The 13,026-nt window shown below is 71.0% G+C and carries 12 protein-coding genes; 4 read left to right on the top strand and 8 right to left on the bottom strand.

Features of this window, described 5'->3' with window-relative positions:
• Positions 1–60 precede the first annotated feature (60 nt).
• From rimM to rpsP, 3 genes are read right to left on the bottom strand one after another with little or no spacing between them, the layout of a single operon-like run.
• Positions 61–735 (bottom strand): ribosome maturation factor RimM, encoded by a 675-nt coding sequence (gene rimM, locus IR212_RS06880; RefSeq protein WP_194398186.1) that lies wholly within the window; start codon positions 733–735, stop codon positions 61–63.
• Positions 728–958, bottom strand: a complete 231-nt coding sequence (locus IR212_RS06875; RefSeq protein ID WP_106814138.1) for an RNA-binding protein — start codon at positions 956–958, stop codon at positions 728–730. Before IR212_RS06875 ends, rimM begins: the two co-directional genes overlap by 8 nt.
• 4 nt (positions 959–962) lie before the next feature.
• The gene (gene rpsP, locus IR212_RS06870) at positions 963–1,394 is read right to left on the bottom strand and encodes a 30S ribosomal protein S16 (protein WP_194398185.1); all 432 of its coding nucleotides are present in this window, start codon (positions 1,392–1,394) and stop codon (positions 963–965) included.
• A 194-nt stretch (positions 1,395–1,588) separates the two neighbouring features.
• Between rpsP and IR212_RS06865 the strand changes: the two genes are divergently transcribed.
• Positions 1,589–2,752 carry a glutamate--cysteine ligase gene (locus tag IR212_RS06865; protein ID WP_194398184.1) on the top strand — a complete coding sequence of 388 codons (1,164 nt, stop codon included), beginning with the start codon at positions 1,589–1,591 and terminating at the stop codon, positions 2,750–2,752.
• A 60-nt stretch (positions 2,753–2,812) separates the two neighbouring features.
• On the opposite strand, the gene ffh is transcribed toward IR212_RS06865, so the two are convergent.
• Together ffh and IR212_RS06855 are read right to left on the bottom strand one after the other, a co-directional pair.
• Positions 2,813–4,375 (bottom strand): signal recognition particle protein, encoded by a 1,563-nt coding sequence (gene ffh / locus IR212_RS06860; RefSeq protein ID WP_194398183.1) that lies wholly within the window; start codon positions 4,373–4,375, stop codon positions 2,813–2,815.
• 69 nt (positions 4,376–4,444) lie between these two features.
• Complete coding sequence (locus tag IR212_RS06855) at positions 4,445–5,440, bottom strand: TetR family transcriptional regulator (protein ID WP_194398182.1); 996 nt, start codon at positions 5,438–5,440, stop codon at positions 4,445–4,447.
• A gap of 94 nt (positions 5,441–5,534) precedes the next feature.
• Between IR212_RS06855 and lipB the strand changes: the two genes are divergently transcribed.
• Together lipB and lipA are read left to right on the top strand one after the other, a co-directional pair.
• Positions 5,535–6,173 (top strand): lipoyl(octanoyl) transferase LipB, encoded by a 639-nt coding sequence (gene lipB, locus IR212_RS06850; RefSeq protein WP_194398570.1) that lies wholly within the window; start codon positions 5,535–5,537, stop codon positions 6,171–6,173.
• Entirely contained in the window at positions 6,170–7,201 is a 1,032-nt protein-coding gene (gene lipA, locus IR212_RS06845) for a lipoyl synthase (protein WP_194398181.1), read from the top strand. Before lipB ends, lipA begins: the two co-directional genes overlap by 4 nt.
• A 17-nt stretch (positions 7,202–7,218) precedes the next feature.
• On the opposite strand, the gene IR212_RS06840 is transcribed toward lipA, so the two are convergent.
• From IR212_RS06840 to smc, 3 genes are all read right to left on the bottom strand, one after another.
• Complete coding sequence (locus tag IR212_RS06840; RefSeq protein WP_194398180.1) at positions 7,219–7,719, bottom strand: DUF2004 domain-containing protein; 501 nt, start codon at positions 7,717–7,719, stop codon at positions 7,219–7,221.
• A gap of 102 nt (positions 7,720–7,821) precedes the next feature.
• Complete coding sequence (ftsY, locus tag IR212_RS06835) at positions 7,822–8,694, bottom strand: signal recognition particle-docking protein FtsY (RefSeq protein WP_194398179.1); 873 nt, start codon at positions 8,692–8,694, stop codon at positions 7,822–7,824.
• 15 nt (positions 8,695–8,709) lie between these two features.
• Positions 8,710–12,255 carry a chromosome segregation protein SMC gene (gene smc / locus IR212_RS06830; RefSeq protein WP_194398178.1) on the bottom strand — a complete coding sequence of 1,182 codons (3,546 nt, stop codon included), beginning with the start codon at positions 12,253–12,255 and terminating at the stop codon, positions 8,710–8,712.
• Positions 12,256–12,742: 487 nt separating this feature from the next.
• On the opposite strand from smc, the gene IR212_RS06825 reads away from it, so the two are divergent.
• Positions 12,743–12,997, top strand: a complete 255-nt coding sequence (locus IR212_RS06825; RefSeq protein ID WP_194398177.1) for a hypothetical protein — start codon at positions 12,743–12,745, stop codon at positions 12,995–12,997.
• Positions 12,998–13,026 lie beyond the last annotated feature (29 nt).

Here is a 13,026-nt window from a genome sequence, read left to right as displayed (position 1 = left end):
CCGTGTTTCCCGCAGATCACATCTGCCGCACGCGGCGGCCAAGGGGTGAGTGAGACGGCCTCAGCCGGCGGTGTCGTCCGTGGCGACTGGCGTGTCCGACGCGGTCTGGGCCGACTCGCCGTCGTCGTCGGGGAGGTCTTCGAACAGCCCGGGAGGAGGGGTGACGATCACGCGGCCGGCCGCGACGTCCACCTCGGGGACGATCGCCTTGACGAAGGGCACGAGCACCTCGGCGTCGCGGACCTTGACGATGAGCAGGTCCTGCGCGGGAAGGTGGTCGACGCGCGCGACCTTGCCGACGGTCTCACCGTCGCGCACGACGTCGAGCCCGACGAGCTGGTGATCGAACCAGGCATCGTCCTCGGCGGGCGAGGCCTGCACGTCCTCGTCGATCCACAGGATCGCGCGGATGAGGCCCTCGGCGGTGTCGCGGTCCTCGACCCCCTCGAAGAAGGCGACCGGGTGGCTGTTCATCCACCGGAACTCGCGAACCGTGAGCGGCTTGCCGTGCCACGGCGATGACTCGGGCACCTGGAGCGTGAACGTCGCGCCGGGGACGAAGCGGCCCTCGGGGTCGTCGGTGTAGAGCTCGAGCTTGATGGCGCCCTTGAGACCGTGCGCCTTGACGAGGCGGCCGACGCGGAGCTGGGTCTTGCCGGCGGGGGGTACGGCGTTCACGGGCTTGCGGGCGTCAGGGCCCGATCCCGCGGTGTCCTCGCCCGGCACCTCAGTCATCCGCGACGTCGACGCGCACGCGGCGGCCGTCGGCGAGGGCAGAGATGAGGGTGCGCAGGGCTTTGGCCGTGCGGCCGCCGCGCCCGATCACGCGACCCCGGTCTTCGGGGTGCACGTGCACCTCGAGCACGTCGCCTCGCGGCGACGTGGACGAGTCGATGCGGACGTCGTCGGGGTGATCGACGATCCCCTTGACGACGTGTTCGAGCGCGGCGGCGAGCAACGGATTACTCGGCGGAGTCGGCGGCCTCGTCGGCCGCGTCGGTCGCCTCGTCGGCGGGAGCCTGGGCGGGCTCCTCGGCCTTCTTCTCGGCCTTCGGCTTGATGACCGACTTCTTCGAGGAGTCGACCTCGAAGGCGGCCTTGTCGTCGCGGGTCTTCACGGTCGAGACCGCGTCCTTGTCGCCCTTGAACCGACCCCAGTCGCCGGTCAGCTTCAGGATGGCGCGGACCTGCTCGGTCGGCTGCGCGCCGACGGACAGCCAGTACTGGGCACGGTCGGAGTCGACCTCGATGAACGAGGGCTCCTCGGTGGGGTGGTACTTGCCGATCTCCTCGATGACACGGCCGTCGCGCTTGGTGCGCGAGTCGGCCACGACGATGCGGTAGTAGGGCGCACGGATCTTGCCGAGGCGCTTGAGACGGATCTTGACAGCCACGATTCTCCTGAATGTGTGGAAAGTGAGTGAACCGATCGCCTGGAGCGTGGGGTGCACACCCGGCGGAAGCTCTGAAGGGAGGATCGCCGCGCCGGATAGAGGGTCGAGCGGGTGATCCAGCCCTCTATTCTGCCAGATGACGCGGCATGCCGTGAACCAGAACGACCGCCGTGCCACCGTGTCAGACTGTGCCCATGACGGTGCCCTTCGCGACATCATCCCGATCGTCGGTCGGCCTCGAGTGGGAGCTGATGCTCGCCGACACCGCGACCGGCGACCTGATACCGCGTGCTCCCGAGGTGCTGGAAGCGCTCGAAGAGGACTCGACGCTGGAGCGGTACACCGTCACGGGCGAGCTGCTCACCAACACCATCGAGCTCACCAGCGGCATCGGCGACACCGTCGCCGCCGCCGTCGACGACATCGGCGACGCCATCGCCGCGGTGCGGACGTTCACCGATCCGCACGGCATCGATCTGCTGTGCGCGGGGAGCCACCCCTTCGCGCAGTGGTACCACCAGACGGTGACCGACAAGACCCGCTACCACAAGCTCATCGAGCGCACGCAGTGGTGGGGGCGCAACATGATGATCTGGGGCATCCACGTCCACGTAGGGGTCGAGGACGTCAACAAGGTGTTCCCCATCATCAATGCGCTCGCAGTCTACCTGCCCCACCTGCAGGCACTCTCGGCGTCCAGCCCGTTCTGGGCGGGCGAGCGCACCGGGTACGCGTCCAATCGCGCGCTGGTGTTCCAGCAGCTGCCGACGGCGGGGCTGCCGTGGCCGCTGCGGGACTGGCGGGAGTTCGAGGGCTACCTCGACGACATGGTGCGCACCGGCGTCATGGAGGACGCCTCCGAGGTGCGGTGGGACATCCGGCCGGCGCCGCGCTGGGGGACGATCGAGGTGCGCGCGTGCGACGGGATGTCGACCCTGCCCGAGCTCGCCGCGATAGCGGCCCTCGTCCAGGTGCTCGTGGAGCGCTTCTCGCGCCTGATCGACGAGGGACACCGGCTCGAGACCATCCCGCCCTGGTTCGTCCGGGAGAACAAGTGGCGCGCGGCCCGCTACGGACTGGACGCGCGCCTGATCGTCGACCGCAACGGCACGCAGCGCCCGGTCGCCGATCATCTGCGTGAGACCCTCGCCGAGGTCGGCGACATCGCGGTGGAGCTGAGGTGCGCCCGTGAGATCGCCGGCATCGAGACGATCCTCACGGAGGGGGCGAGCTACGCGCGCCAGCTCGCCGTGGCCGACGCCGCGGACGGCGACCTGCGTGAGGTCGTGCGGCACCTGGTCGGCGAGTTCCGCTCCGGCCCGACGCTGCGCGAGCACCTGGCCGCGCTCGGCCACTGAGATCGCGCCGAGACCCGCAGCGAGCGGATGCCGCGACCGGCGGCATCCGCCATCCCGGCGTCAGCCGCGTCCGAGCATCTTCTGCAGCTCGGCGAGGTCGGCTTCGCTCGGCGCGCCCTTGGCGCCGCCGCCCAGGCCGAAGCCGGAACCCGTCGGAGCCTCGGCGGCCTGCGCGGCGATGCCGGCGTTCTCGGCGGCGCGCTTGGCCGGGTTGCCCGAGCGCGAGCCCTTCGCCTTCTGCTGCTTGCCGCGCTTCGAGGACGCGCCCGGGCGCCCGGCACCTGGCACCGGGCCCATGCCGGGGATGTTGGGCACCCCGCCGCGCGCGACGGTCTTCATCATCTTCGCGGCCTGCTCGAAGCGCTGCACGAGCTGGTTGACGTCGGTGACGGTCATGCCGGAGCCCCGTGCGATGCGCAGCCGCCGCGAGCCGTTGAGAAGCTTGGTGTTGCGGCGCTCGGCCGGCGTCATCGACCGGATGATGGCTTCGGTGCGGTCGATCTCGCGCTCGTCGAAGTCCTCGAGCTGCTGCTTCATGGAGCCCATGCCCGGGAGCATCCCGAGCATCTTCTTCATCGACCCCATCTTGCGCATCTGCTGCATCTGCTCGAGGAAGTCCTCGAGCGTGAACTGCTCGGTCGCGAGCTTCTCGGCGACCTTGAGCGCCTCCTCCTCGTCGAAGGCCTGCTGCGCCTGCTCGATGAGGGTGAGGATGTCGCCGAGGTCGAGGATGCGCGACGCCATGCGGTCGGGGTGGAACGCCTCGAGATCCTCGAGGCCCTCGCCGGTCGAGGCGAAGATGATCGGGCGGCCGGTCACCGACGCCACCGACAGTGCGGCGCCACCGCGGGCGTCGCCGTCGAGCTTGGAGAGCACGACGCCGGTGAAGTCCACACCGTCCTGGAACGCCTTGGCGGTGTTCACAGCGTCCTGACCGATCATCGCGTCGATGACGAAGAGCACCTCGTCGGGATCGGTCGCGGTGCGGATGTCGGCGGCCTGCTTCATCAGCTCGGCGTCCACACCGAGGCGGCCGGCGGTGTCGATGATGACCACGTCGTGCTGCTGGCGACGGGCGACCTCGACGCCGTCGCGCGCCACCCGCACGGGGTCGCCGACGCCGTTGCCCGGCTCAGGCGCGTAGATGGCGGCGCCGGCGCGCTGCGCGACGACCTGCAGCTGGTTCACGGCGTTGGGACGCTGGAGGTCGGCGGCGATGAGCAGAGGGGTGTGGCCCTCCTTCTCGAGCTGGCGCGCCAGCTTGCCGGCGAACGTGGTCTTTCCAGATCCCTGGAGCCCGGCGAGCATGATCACCGTCGGCGGGTTCTTGGCGAACTGGAGGCGGCGCTGCTGGCCGCCCAGGATCGCGACCAGCTCCTCGTTGACGATCTGCACGACCTGCTGCGCGGGGTTCAGCGCCCGGTTGACCTCGTCGCCGAGCGCCCGCTCACGCACCTTCGCCGTGAACTCCTTGACGACCGGCAGCGCCACGTCGGCGTCCAGCAGCGCGCGCCGGATCTCGCGGACCGTGCCGTCGACGTCCGCGGGCGTGAGCTTGCCCTTGGTGCGGAGGTTGCGGAAGGTCTCGGTGAGCCGGTCGGAGAGAGTGCCGAAAGTCGCCATGATGCACCGATTCTAACGGCGACGGATGCCGCCGCCGCTCGCGGCGGCCGGCTGCGGCCCGGCCGCGACTCAGGCGTGGGGCCCGAGCTCCTGGAACAGGGTGATCTGCAGGCCCGCAGGTCCCCGCAGCCGCGCGTTGCGTGATCGCCACGGCGTGACGCGCGGGGACGCCTCGATCTGCGCGCCCCCGTCGGCCAGTCGGCCCACGGCGGCGTCGGTGTCGGCGACCTCGAGGGCGAGCCGGATGCGGTCGCTCGGCGCGTCGCCGTCGGTCTCCACGCGGTCGATGAACTCGACCTGCGCGGGATTCGCGATCTCGAGGGTGGCGCGGCCCGCGGCGAGGATGGCCACGCGTGCACCGCCCTCCGCCTCATAGGCCTCCGCCTGCGGCATTCCGACGACGTCACGGTAGAACGCGAGCGTCTGCTCGAAGGCGGCGGCCTGCACGACCACGCGCAGCTGTGCGACCTCGCCGGCCGGAGCCGTCGGCGAGAGTGCGCCGGCCGCGTCGGCGGCCCTGGTCAGGAACCGTCCCAGCGAGGTCCGGCCGGCGCCGTCGTGCGCCCACGCCTCGACCGCGGCGATGACCGCGCCGCCCCACGCCGCGCCGGCCACCTCGGCGCCCACGCGGTCGGCGCCGCCCCGGGCGAAGCGCTCCGAAACCGCTCGGCCAACCCGGGCCCGACGCAGCGCCGCGTCGCGCTCGTACTCGTGCTCCAGGCCCATCGCGGCGGCGTTGACGATGCCGAGGGCCAGGCTGTCGGGGACGAAGCCGTCGGCGAGCGCGAGCGTGGCGGTGCGCACCGCAGTGGCGGCATCCGCGCTCTGTTCCGCGGCCAGGCGCGACTCGAGGGCCGCCAGCCGCTCGTCCAGGCCCGCCCACAGCACGTCGGACTTCGAGGAGAAGTAGTTGAAGAAGCTGGAGCGGCTCACGCCCGCCCGCCGGGCGATGTCGGCGATCGCGGTCTGCTCGTAGCCCTGCTCGAGGAACAGCTCGCAGGCGGCCTCGGCGATCGTCTCTCGTGACGACGCCTTGGGCCGCCCGGCACGGTGCTCGGTGGACATGAGGACACCTTACGACCGGGCCGTGGCGCACGGAGGTGGGGGTATTGTTGGACGCAATCCATGAATCCGTGGACCCGCACCGCGAAGGAGCATGATGCTCGACATCCGGACGGTGGGACTGTCCCCCGCCTATGTGCCGTATCTCGAGGGGTGGGCCCTGCAGCGCAGTGTCCATGCCGAGGTGGTCGCCGGGACACGTCCCAACACGCTCCTGCTGCTGGAGCACGAACCGGTGTACACCGCCGGCGCGCGCACCGCCCGCCACGAGCGCCCGACCGACGGCACACCTGTCGTCGACGTGGACCGCGGCGGCAAGATCACCTGGCACGGGCCAGGCCAGCTCGTGGGGTACCCCATCGTCCGGCTCGCCGAGCCGGTCGACGTCGTCGCGCACGTGCGGCGGCTCGAGCAGCTCCTCATCGACGTGCTCGCGCAGTACGACGTCACCGGCTATCGCGTCGAGGGCCGCAGCGGCGTATGGGTGCGCCGGCCGCTCGGCGAGGACAAGGTCGCGGCGATCGGCGTGCGCGTGCAGCGCGGCGTGACGATGCACGGCTTCGCGCTGAACTGCGACAACTCCCTCGCCGGCTTCCGCGGGATCATCCCCTGCGGCATCACGGACGCCGGGGTGACGACGCTCAGCGAGATCGCCGGCGCCGACATCGGGCCGGCCGACGTCATCGACACGCTCAGCCGCGTGTTCGCCGCGGACTTCGAGGGGGTGCCGGCATGAGCGGGTGCAGCGCGCCGGGCGCGGCATCCGGTCCCTCCACCGCCCCCGATGGTCGCAAGCTCCTGCGACTGGAGGTCCGCAACGCGCAGACGCCGATCGAGCGCAAGCCGGAATGGATCAAGACGCGCGCCAAGATGGGGCCGGAGTACCAGGCCCTGCATTCCCTCGTGAAGACCGAGGAGCTGCACACGGTGTGCCAGGAAGCCGGGTGCCCCAACATCTACGAGTGCTGGGAGGACCGGGAGGCGACGTTCCTCATCGGCGGCTCGCAGTGCACGCGGCGGTGCGACTTCTGCCAGATCGACACCGGCAAGCCGGCCGACTACGACACCGACGAGCCCCGGCGGGTGGCGCAGAGCGTCGTCCGCATGAACCTGCGCTACGCGACCGTCACCGGTGTCGCGCGTGACGATCTGCCCGATGGCGGTGCGTGGCTGCACGCCGAGACCGTGCGGCAGATCCACGCGAGGAACCCGAACACGGGGGTGGAGATCCTCGCGACGGATTTCAACGGCGACCCGGCTCTCCTCGGCGAGGTGTTCGACAGCCGTCCGGAGGTCTTCGCCCACAACGTCGAGACGGTGCCGCGGATCTTCAAGCGCATCCGGCCGGCCTTCCGCTACGAGCGGTCGCTCGATGTGCTCACCCAGGCGCGCGACGCCGGACTCATCACCAAGTCCAACCTCATCCTCGGCATGGGCGAGGAGCCCGAGGAGGTGGTGCAGGCCCTCGAGGACCTGCACGCCGCCGGCACGGACATCATCACGATCACGCAGTACCTGCGGCCTTCGCCGCGGCATCTTCCGGTCGCGCGGTGGGTCAAGCCGCAGGAGTTCGTGGAGTTCAAGGCCGAGGCGGAGCGCATCGGCTTCCTCGGCGTTCTCGCCGGTCCCCTCGTGCGCTCCTCCTACCGCGCGGGGCGACTGTGGGCCCAGTCGATGCTGTCGAAGGGGCGCGAGATCCCCGCCCACCTGGCCCACATCGCCGAGGACGTCCACGTCGAGCGGGGCTTCGCGCAGGCGGTGTGACCGGCTGCGGTCGCCGGTCAGTCGGCGCTGGTGACCGAGAGCACCGTGGCGTCGGAGCCGAGGTTGACCAGCAGCACGTCGTCGGTCGCGTCCGGGTCCAGCGCGTACTCGAGCACCGCGAACGGGTCGGCTCCGCCGTGCTCGTCCGCGAGGATCGTCATGCTCATCAGCTGCAGCGAGCGGATGACGTCGATGTGGACGTCGCCGGAGATGTCGACCAGCGCGTCCTCCAGCGACTCTCCCAGCGTCTCCTGCTGCTGCAGGATGTACTCGGTCACTTCGCTGGTGCGATCGCTGAGCTCGTTCACCATGGCGTTGCGCGCGCTGCGGTCGATGTCTTCCAAGGCCGAGATGAGGCCGGCCGCGACGTCCAGCGCCGCCTCCGAGACGTCGTCCTGATCGGGCGCGGTCAGATCCACAGTCACGGACTGGTCGCCGAGCTCGACGTTCTCCGACCAGAAGATCGATCCGTCCGGCCCGGATTCGAGAAGCCCGAAATAGTCGTGCTCGATCGCCATGACCCCATGAAACCGCAAGCGGCGCCCAGGCGATAGCCCGAACGCGGCATGGCGTCCGATCCCGCGCGCGAGTCGCCTCGCCGGGTCACTCGCGGATCCGGATCACTCCACGAGCGACGCCGCGAAGACGTGCGGCGTGAAGCCCGTGAGGTCGCCGATGCCCTCGCCCTGGCCGAGCAGCTTGACCGGGATCCCGGTGCGCTCCTGGACGGCCAGGACGAACCCGCCCTTCGCGGAGCCGTCGAGCTTGGTGATGACGAGCCCCGTCACGCCGGCGTGCTCGAGAAAGGACTGCGCCTGCATGACCCCGTTCTGGCCGGTCGTCGCGTCGAGCACGAGGAGCACCTCGCTGATCGGCGCCTGCTTCTCGATGACGCGGCGGATCTTGCCGAGCTCATCCATCAGGCCGCCCTTGGTGTGCAGACGGCCGGCGGTGTCGACCAGGACGATCTCGGTCCCCGTCTGCTTGGCGTAGTCGATCGTCTGGAAGGCGACGGATGCCGGATCCTGGCCTTCCTGCTGCGGGCGGACGATCGCCGCCCCGCCGCGCTCCGCCCAGGTCGCCAGCTGGTCGACCGCCGCGGCGCGGAACGTGTCGGCGGCACCGACCACGACGGAGCGCCCGTAGCGCTGCAGGAATTTGGCGAACTTGCCGATCGTGGTGGTCTTGCCCACCCCGTTCACCCCGACGACGAGCACGACGGCCGGACGCTCGGTGAGCCGCAGGGTGGTGTCGAACTTCGCGAAGTGCTCCTCCAGGGTCTCCTTCAGCATCCGCTGCAGATCCCTCGGGTCGGTCGTGCGGTAGCGCTCGACCTTCTCGCGCAGCTCGTCCACGATCCGCTCGGTGATGTCGGGACCGAAGTCCGCTGTCAGCAGCGCCGTCTCGAGGTCGTCCCACGTGTTCTCGTCGATGGTGGGCTTGACGAACATGCCGCGCAGTGCGCGGCCGAGCGACCAGGAGCTCTCTGCCATCCCCCCAGCCTAGGGTCAGGAGGCGACGCGCTCGGCGATGCGCTGCCCGACCACGGCCGACACGCCGTCCTGCCGCATCGACACCCCGTACAGGGCGTCGGCGATCTCCATGGTGCGCTTCTGGTGCGTGATCACGATGAGCTGGCTGGACTCCCGCAGCTGCTCGAAGACGCCGAGCAGGCGGCCGAGGTTCGCGTCGTCGAGGGCGGCCTCGACCTCGTCGAGGATGTAGAAGGGGCTGGGGCGCGCCTTGAAGATCGCGGTGAGCAATGCGACGGCCGCGAGCGACCTCTCGCCCCCCGAGAGGAGCGACAGTCGTTCGATCTTCTTGCCCACCGGGCGCACCGCCACCTCGATGCCGGTGGTCAGCGGCGAGTCGGGGTCGGTGAGGCTGATCGAGCCGGTGCCGCCGGGGAAGAGGATCGGGAACACCTCCCCGAACGCCGTCCGGGTGTCTTCGAAGGCGGCGAGGAAGATCGCCTGCATCCGCTCGTCGAGCTCTTCGATGATCGTCAGGAGGTCTTTGCGCGTCTGGGTGAGGTCCGCCAGCTGCTCGGTCATGAACCTGTGGCGCTGCTCGAGCGCCGCGAACTCCTCCAGTGCGAGCGGGTTCACCCGGCCCAGCTGCGTGAGCTTGCGCTCCGCGTGCTGCAGGCGCCGTCGCTGCGCCGATCGGTCGTACGGAACTGTCGCCGCATCGTCCTCATCAGGGGCGCCGGTGTGATCGGCCGCCGGATCCCGTGGCACCGGCTGATCAGGACCATATTCCGAAACAAGAATATCCTCGTCGAGTCCGAGCTCCGACTGCACACGCTCAAGGATCCCGGTGACGTGGAGGCGCTTCTCGTGGATCTGCAGCTCCAGGCTGTGGACGCTCTCGGTGAGCCCGGCCAGCCGCTCGCGCACCGACGACTCCTGGCCGCGCAGCGCCGCCAGCTCCGTCGTGACGGCCGTCCGCTCGGCTTCGGCGGCCGCGAGCTCCGCTCGGGCCTGCGCGAGCGAGCGATCGACCGAATCGATCACCGCGGGCAGCTGACCGGCCACCCCCGCTGCGATCTCGCGCTGGGCGCGGCGGATGACTGCACGTCGCGCGGCCTCCGCCGCCGCCTCGCGCTCGCGCTCACGCTGGCGAACGAGGGCGGCCACCCGCGCCTCGCCGGCCCGGATCCGCTCACGCAGCGTCTCGACGTCCAGACGCGAGCGCATCTCGGCATCACGCGCGTGCTCCAACGCCGCGAGCATGCCTTCGCGGGCGGACGCATCGAGGATGGGTCGCGGTGCCTCCAGCGCGGCGGTGAGCTGTTCCTCCGCTGATCCGGCGGAGCCCTCGGCCTCGTCGACAGCGGCCGCCGCCTGCGAGAGGCCGGCAGCGAGACGCTCGCACTCGGCCACCGCGGCCTCATGTCGCACGGTGGCGCGGTTGACCTGCTCGGCGTGGGCTGCGAGGGCGGCATCGTGCTCACGCAAGGTGGCCAGAGCCGTCCTGGTGCGCTGCCGGGCGTCCTCGAGCTCGCGCGTCGCGTCGGCCAGCGCCTCCCGCAGCGAGTCGGCGATCACCGTGACCTCATCGCGCCGGTCGGCTGCGGCATCCCGCTCCGCGGCCAGCTCCAGGCGCGACCGGGACGCGCCCGCCCCCGCGCGGAGGGAATTCTCGGTGTACACCTCGCCGCGGCGGGTGACCAGGGTGATCGGACCGCCGGACTCGCCCGCGGTGAGCGATGGACCAGCCTCGCGTGCGGTGGCGAGGTCGTCGACGACCACGACGTAGGAGAGCAGTCCGAGCACACCCGGGGGCGCCGACACGACCTGCCGGGCCGGAACCACCCCCGCAAGCTCCGGAAACGCCGGGTGATCGGCGCCTGCGGTGGCGATGACGATGTCGACCACCCCGCTCTCGGACTCGAGCGCGTCGTCGGCGACTGCGAACGCGGTGTCGCGGTCGTCGACGAGCACGCCCTCGGTGACGGGGCCCAGGACGGCCGCGATCGCCGCTTCGAACCCGGGCGTCACCTGCACGCGGTCGCCGACGAGCCCCCGCACGCCGTCGCGTCCCCGGGCGATCAGCGCCGAGGCGCCGTTCTTCACGTCCAGCGCCCGGCTCAGCGCCGCGGTCTGCGCCGTCAGCGCGTCGCGCTCGCGCTCGGCGGCGTGCAGGCGCTCGCGCAGGTCCGCGACCGCGGTCTCCGCGTCGGATGCCTCGCGCTGGGCGCGCTCATAGGCGGCGGCCTGGTCGGCGGATGCCGTCTCCGGAACGAGGTCGGGGTCGGCCTCGGCCAGAATCCGCTCCGCCTCGGCACGGCGTGCGAGGGCGGCATCCAGCGCCTTCTGCTGACGCTCCACCGCGCCGCGAACGGCTGCGAGAGCGGATGCCGCCGCTTCGGCGGTGCCGCGCAGGGCCGTGATGCGCATGTCATGCTCCGACACGAGGGCGCTCTGCGCCGCGATGTCCGCGTCGAGCGCGTCCAGCTCGGCCCGGGCACGCACGACCTCGCGTGCCGCTTCGGCGGCGGCATCCCGCGCCGCCCCGAGCCCGTCGGAGACCTCGTCGATCTCGGCGCGCGCCTCGTCGATCATCGCCTGCGAAACGGTCGTGAGTTCAAGGCGCTCCTCGTCCTCGGCGTCTCCGAGCAACGCGAGTCGCTGGCCGGCGAGGGCGTACAGGCTGCGCAGCCGTTCCTGCACGCGCTCGAGCCCGTGCGCCACGCGGCGGGCCCGATCGACCGCCTCGGAGCGCTGATCGTTCTCGAGCTGCTCGATGCGCAGACGGGCGTTGTCCAGGCGCTCCTGCAGAACCAGCCGCTCGGCGTGACGCTCCTGTTCGCTTCGGGCATGCGCGGCGAGCTCGCCGCGCAGACCCGCGACCTCGTCCGCGAACAGCCGGGCCTTCGCGTCGCGCACCACGGCGGCGATCGTCGCCGCCTCACGGGCGATCTCGGCCTGCCGGCCGAGAGGCTTCAGCTGGCGGCGCAACTCGCCGGCCAGGTCGCTCAGGCGCGTGAGGTTGGCTTCCATCGCGTCGAGCTTGCGAAGGGTCTTCTCCTTGCGCCGACGGTGCTTGAGGATCCCCGCCGCCTCCTCGATGAACCCGCGGCGGTCCTCGGGGGTCGCCTGCAGGACGCTGTCCAGGCGTCCCTGGCCGACGATGACATGCATCTCTCGGCCCAGGCCCGAGTCGCTCAAGAGCTCCTGCACGTCCAGAAGGCGGCAGGACTCGCCGTTGATCGCGTACTCGCTCGTCCCGTTGCGGAAGAGCGTCCGGCTGATGGTCACCTCGGAGTACTCGATCGGAAGCGCCCCGTCGCTGTTGTCGATCGTGAGCTGCACCTCCGCGCGACCCAACGGCCCTCTCGTCGCGGTGCCGGCGAAGATGACGTCCTCCATCTTGCCGCCGCGAAGGGTCTTGGCGCCCTGCTCCCCCATCACCCACGCGAGGGCGTCGACCACGTTCGACTTGCCCGACCCGTTCGGACCCACGATGCAGGTCACCCCGGGCTCGAGGGCGAACGTCGTCGGCTGGGCGAACGACTTGAACCCTTTGAGCGTCACGCTCTTCAGGTGCATGGACCGCCCCCCACCCCGTTCGAGTACGCGCCTACGCTACCCGAGCGCGAGCCGGGCGCCCGGCAGGCCGGCGGAGCGCCGGGCCGATGCGGCGACACGCCATAAGATCTCCGAATCTGCGAAAACGCTTGACGCCGGCACCCGTGAGGCTGTAGCGTCACTGACCGCGTCTGAAGTCGAGAAAGGAGGTCCACCGATGATGCACATGAACTCCACGGAGATCGCCGCCGGCAATGGCGGCGCGATTCGATTCCGCGCGTCGGGGGCCCTCTCCTTCGACGCTGTGCTGAGCGGCCGTCTCCCCGCCGCCATCTGACACCCGCAGGGGACGAGTCTGCCCGTTTCCGGGCGGCATCCGTCTGCTGCGCCGCATCCGCCCCGCGGTGCTGAGCGCGCACCCCCTGCTCCCTCCCGTCGTGCTGCGGCACGGCATCTCCGCCTTCGGCGCCGCCTGAGGCATCCCTTCCACATCGGAAAGAGAACCATCATGAACACCCTTCTCGCGCCGCAGCGCCCTTCGGGCCGGCCCGATACGCTGCGGCTCCCGAGCCGCCAGATCCGCACCTCGCTCCTGGACCGCCTCGCCCTGCACGTGGGCCTCCGGCTCCTGCTGTGGAGCACCCGCACCCCGCGGCTCACCGACGACCGCCGCCGGCACGCCCAGGCGTACCGGCTCCAGGAAGCCGTCGCTCTCCGCGAGCGCCGCTACTTCCGCGAGGCCAGCCTCGCCCCTCGGCTGTGACGGCCACCGGGTCCGCCGCCCCCACGCGG

Origin of the sequence: Microbacterium atlanticum, from assembly GCF_015277815.1 — a bacterium.
Classification (GTDB): domain Bacteria; phylum Actinomycetota; class Actinomycetes; order Actinomycetales; family Microbacteriaceae; genus Microbacterium; species Microbacterium atlanticum.
This window is presented reverse-complemented; position numbering and strand designations above follow the sequence as displayed.